Here is a 4,682-nt window from a genome sequence, read left to right on the forward strand (position 1 = left end):
TGCACCATTTCGTTTACCTGGGACAGCTATCGGGAGAATCGGTCATGAAAAACATCAGCAATCGCCAACGCATTATCAACTACATCGGCAAGCACCCTGGCTGCACGTTTGCCGAGGTTATCGAAGGCACCGACCTGCTCAAGTCCTGCGTTAACTCAGCGCTGTGCAAGTTATCGGATACCAAGGAAATCAAGCGTTCTGGCCCGAAAGGCGCTTACACATACACGCTGCCATCCTGGCAGAAAGTTGTCGAGCCTATCCGGGATTACACGTTTGAGTTTTCACCATATTTCGGCTGCAAAAACCCAATGACCAACCTGTTTAACCAGTGCCTGGCGGGAGTGAGAAAATGAACATCGAAACAGTAAACGAGCTCATCGCCTCACTGGAGAGCGCAGGCGAGCTGTCGATCAGAGAGCAGAAGTTCCTGAAGCTGGCGAAAGCGTACCAGCAGCTGGCTGCGGAGAATGTGGCCATTCGTGAACAGTCTGAGGAAGTTTACGCAGCAGGTTACAACCACGGGCACCTGAACACTGTTGACGGTATCGCATACGCTGGTTGCGTAAAAGACGACTTCTACAGCTTGGCTCTCCAGGTAATGGCTGAAGTCGAAACCCCCGCCACCGATCGCATCGTATCCTGGATTAAGGCTGATGGGGTAGAGGAGTACGCAGCGCTATTCGCTGGCACCGTGAATATGGAGCGAGAGCATAACCAGCAATTCCACAAAGGCACGCTGTGGTTCGCCAAGCAGCTGCGCGAGGGGGCCAAATGACCGAGCAAACCATTCTCGACATGTGCTGCGGCTCCCGCATGTTCTGGTTCGACAAACAGGACCCGCGTGCAGTGTTCGCCGACATTCGCTCCGAGCAGCACACTCTGTGCGACGGTCGCAGCCTGGTTATCAGCCCGGACATTATCGCCGACTTCCGCGCGCTGCCGTTCGCTGACGCCTCCTTCCCCATTGTCGTGTTTGACCCGCCGCATCTTGAACGAGTTGGTGAAAACGCCTGGATGGGTAAGAAATACGGTCGCCTGAACAAAGATACCTGGCGCGATGACCTGCACGCTGGCTTCAAAGAAGCGTTCAGAGTGCTGTGGCCACACGGCGTTCTTATCTTCAAATGGAACGAAACCCAGATACCGGTGAGCCAGATTCTGGCGCTGACCGACGAGAAGCCAGCCATCTGGCAACGAACAGGGAAGGCGGACAAAACGCACTGGGTAATTTTCGTGAAGGGGACTGCCGCATGACAACTGATATCACCGAACTGGCGCAGCGAATGAAGGCGGCAGCAGAGAGCGTTATTAAAAATCACGACTGTGAATGGTTCGAGACTGGTCGTCAGATTTGCACCGTTCACAAGTCAAAGGTCAATCTTATTAGCATGGCTAACCCTTCCAACATTATCGCGCTGGTAGAGGCGCTGGAGAAGGCGCAACGCTATATCGAAGAATTGCGGGAGTGGAATGCGGGACTGGCGCAGGAGTCATTCGAACGCCAGCAGCGCATCGTCGAACTCCAGCAGGGCTGTGAAAACGATCCGCGCATTCACGAAATTATCGACCTGAGAGAGCGCATCGCCGAGCTGGAACCTATCCGCGCAGCAGCCGAGAAGCTGGTCCGCTGCAAAGGTCGCTATCACAGCGAGCAGAACTATCGCGCACTGGCGGCGCTGTTTGGTGTGACAGCTCCAGACCTTCCGCCGCTGGATAGCGAGTCCCGCACCGTGAAGCTGCCAGTGGGCTACACAGCTAGTTCAGGACATCCGTTTAACGAAGCCGAAAGAACGGTAATGATCCCTGGCGGTGGGGACTGGTTGAATCGGTTTGATGTTGAACACGTTCTGACCGCCGCTGGCATCAAGTGGGAGGCTGAGTAGATGGCTATCACTGAAGGTTTTTGCGCCGACCTGTATTGCGACTGTGATGGTTGTCAGTCCGGGAAAATCTATCCGCAGGGGCAGGCTGATTTTATTGGTCGGAATATGACCGATATTTCTCAGCAGGCGCGCAAAGCTGGCTGGCGCATCAGCAAAGACCGCCAGCGCTGCTATGCGCCGGGCCACAAAATTTCACGGGGAGCCAACCAATGACCAGCAAATTAACCAAAGAATGGTTACAGCATCAAATTTCAGCAATCGAAGCCGTTGGCATTACTGATAGCAACACATTGGCCGCATTCAAGCTGGCGCTGGCCGCAATGGACAGCGAGTCTTGGTGTTTGCTTCTCGACTACTTACAGGGACACAAAGACGGCCTGGAGTGGGCCTCCCAACTGGCAGAAGCCAATCACCCTGAAACCGGAGACTGGCTTTACGATGACCCTATAGAGCTGGCAAAAGCTATTCGCAAAGGTCCAGATATGTCGCCAGCGCAGCCGGCGCCGGTAGTGCCGGTAGTGCCGGATGAAATAAAGCACCGCATCGGTGGATTGGATTGGGGATGGGGAGGCGAGTTTAATCGCTGCTGGAACGCCTGCCGCGCCGCCATGCTGCAGGAGAGCCAAAAAAGTGCAGGAGAATCGAATAACTGCAGGAGAAGCGAAAAGGTGCAGGACCTGCAGGCTGGCAATTGTCGGGAAAACGGGAATTCGTCAACCAACAATTTTCGGGAAATTGCGGAAACGTCAACCGGCACCGCAATAACGCCAGCAGCACCAGACAAAAAACTGACCGACGATGTGCTGGATGAAATCATCGCCGGAGCCAAAACATCGATGGAGCAGTATCTTGCTCTGTCTTTGAAGGCTGAACGTGAAGTATGGCGGAAGGAAGGACCCACCGACGATGAACGCATTATGGCTATCGAAGGTATTCATAACTGTGAACGGTGCGGTGATGAAGGGTGGGTTGTTGGCGAAATGGGTATCATTCGCTGTGCGTGCGGTCAGGCTGGAAACTCTCCGGTAATTCCGGATGGTTACGTGATGGTGCCGAAGGAGCCTACAAAAGAGATGATTGATGCCGGGTGGCTGCACTTCATGGGCACCAAGAACCCCTCGTCAAAAGGCACGTACAAAGCCATGCTCGCAGCCGCTCCGCAGGAGGTGCAAGGTGAGTAACCAAATCCCCGAAGCTGTAGCCGTAGCGATGATTAATGCCGCCAGAGATATCACGGTGGCAAAAATTAACGCTAAAGGTGCGAAGTTCGACGGTTATACAACCTCAGTAAACTGGTTTGATCGTTCAATGAAAGAGGTACGCGAAGCTGTTAAAACAGTGCTTCCTGACGTTGAGCGGGAGGTGAAGTGATGGACTATAAAAAACTGAACGAGTATGAACTTGCTGATATGCGCAGCGCGATCGAAAGAGAGCAGGAACGTCGCAAGCAAGGGCCTAAAGTGCTGACTTACCGCGTCACTTCATGCATGACAGAGCATCGTTATTTTAAAGACCTGAAGTGTGCGCTGCTGTGCCTAAAAGATACGGTTGATATGCTAATCGAGCACTCGCTTGAAGGCGGAGGGGAATATGTTAACAAGTGCACAGGAATCGTTGGCATAGTTTTCCGCGTGGAAGAGATTTCACAGGCTGATTTTGACGCTAAGGGAAAAGCTAAATATTACGATGACATTTGCTTTGAAGGCCGAGTTGGAGAGTTAAACTGATGCCTAAATCCCCCGCAGAACGCAAAGCCGCGCAGCTTACCCGCCAGTGATATATAATCCCCTCCACACCAGAGGGGATTTTTTATGTCGAAGTGGAACATTGCAGCCAAATCGAAAGACGAGCAGGACAAGGTGAACGTTGCCCTCGCCGCGTCCGGCGTCGCCTACAAAGAGCGCCTGAACATGCCGGTTGTCGCCGAAGTCGTCGCCAGAGAACAGCCTGAGCATCTCCGGGAGTATTTCATGGAGCGAGTTCGCTACTATCGCGAGCAGAGCATCCAGTTACCGCGCGCCAGTGACCCGCGTTACATCGAGATGGCCGGCCTGAACGAGAAAAAATAATCACCTATATAGATTTTGCATTTAGCTAGACTCCCCGTCATAATTTCACTGTCAGCCTGAACAACTGACACGACTTTCCGGCGCCAAGTGGGGACACATGGCGCACAAAAACAAAACCTCAACGAAACACCTGTCACCGATGGCGAAAGCCACCGGCGTTTTTCTGCATTCTGCGTTTGACCTCTTTGGAGGTGACGCGTGAAGCAACAATTCTGCCTCATCAACGACAGCGTTAAGCAAAACGCCGTCAACTTCATACGGTCATTGCAGGCCGATCGCCGTTTCCCGGTCATTATCGAAGCCCGCGAAGAAAGCCGTACCGACAAGCAGAATCGTATGATGTGGCCCTTACTGAAGGACCTGAGCGATCAGGTGGTTTGGTATGGCGAAAAGCTCGAATCTGCTGAGTGGAAAGACCTCATCACCGTCCTGGTAAGTCAGATGCAATCCCCGGAGAAAGAGCAGAAGTCTGCGCCAGGGATTAACGGCGGCCGCGTGTATTTCGGCGTGCGTACATCCCAGTCCAGCAAGCGCTACATGGTCGAGGTTATAGAAGCTATTTTCTGGTTCGGTACCGAGAACAATGTGAAGTTCAGCGAGAAATCCAATAGCCGCATTGAATGGGCTCAGGAGTGGAGGGCGTCGCATGCACAGCCCACTCGCTAAAGTCATGGAGCGTTCGATATTCCGCACCTCCGGCCCTCGCAAGCGCAAAGAAGAAGTTAAGCCA

9 protein-coding genes and 1 pseudogene are annotated in these 4,682 nt (G+C 53.2%); all 10 read left to right on the top strand.

The window, feature by feature from the left end; genetic code table 11:
* Positions 1 to 353, top strand: a 353-nt coding sequence (locus tag GVK32_RS28190) for a hypothetical protein (protein WP_227697924.1), incomplete at its 5' end; no start/stop codon positions are given.
* The gene (locus GVK32_RS28195) at positions 350 to 775 is read left to right on the top strand and encodes a hypothetical protein (protein WP_227697925.1); all 426 of its coding nucleotides are present in this window, start codon (positions 350 to 352) and stop codon (positions 773 to 775) included. The genes GVK32_RS28190 and GVK32_RS28195, both read left to right, overlap by 4 nt.
* Positions 772 to 1,254, top strand: coding sequence for a class I SAM-dependent methyltransferase (locus tag GVK32_RS28200; protein ID WP_159874147.1), 483 nt, complete (start codon positions 772 to 774; stop codon positions 1,252 to 1,254). The genes GVK32_RS28195 and GVK32_RS28200 overlap by 4 nt, the downstream gene beginning before the upstream one ends.
* Complete coding sequence (locus GVK32_RS29590; RefSeq protein WP_200842953.1) at positions 1,251 to 1,883, top strand: ead/Ea22-like family protein; 633 nt, start codon at positions 1,251 to 1,253, stop codon at positions 1,881 to 1,883. The genes GVK32_RS28200 and GVK32_RS29590 overlap by 4 nt, the downstream gene beginning before the upstream one ends.
* Complete coding sequence (locus GVK32_RS28210) at positions 1,884 to 2,096, top strand: hypothetical protein (RefSeq protein ID WP_004141386.1); 213 nt, start codon at positions 1,884 to 1,886, stop codon at positions 2,094 to 2,096.
* Positions 2,097 to 2,224: 128 nt separating this feature from the next.
* Positions 2,225 to 2,410: pseudogene (locus tag GVK32_RS29595) on the top strand (DUF551 domain-containing protein); the annotation flags it as partial.
* Between the two features lie 646 nt (positions 2,411 to 3,056).
* Complete coding sequence (locus GVK32_RS28225; protein WP_159874148.1) at positions 3,057 to 3,254, top strand: hypothetical protein; 198 nt, start codon at positions 3,057 to 3,059, stop codon at positions 3,252 to 3,254.
* A complete protein-coding gene (locus GVK32_RS28230) occupies positions 3,254 to 3,610 on the top strand; it encodes a DUF5448 family protein (RefSeq protein ID WP_159874149.1) in 357 nt (118 codons plus the stop codon). Before GVK32_RS28225 ends, GVK32_RS28230 begins: the two co-directional genes overlap by 1 nt.
* Before the next feature lie 84 nt (positions 3,611 to 3,694).
* The gene (locus GVK32_RS28235) at positions 3,695 to 3,952 is read left to right on the top strand and encodes a DNA polymerase III subunit theta (RefSeq protein WP_159874150.1); all 258 of its coding nucleotides are present in this window, start codon (positions 3,695 to 3,697) and stop codon (positions 3,950 to 3,952) included.
* Between the two features lie 198 nt (positions 3,953 to 4,150).
* Positions 4,151 to 4,618 (top strand): recombination protein NinB, encoded by a 468-nt coding sequence (locus GVK32_RS28240; protein ID WP_143958986.1) that lies wholly within the window; start codon positions 4,151 to 4,153, stop codon positions 4,616 to 4,618.
* Positions 4,619 to 4,682: the final 64 nt, after the last annotated feature.

Source organism: Klebsiella sp. 18074, from assembly GCF_902705905.1.
GTDB classification, from domain to species: Bacteria; Pseudomonadota; Gammaproteobacteria; order Enterobacterales; family Enterobacteriaceae; genus Klebsiella; species Klebsiella terrigena.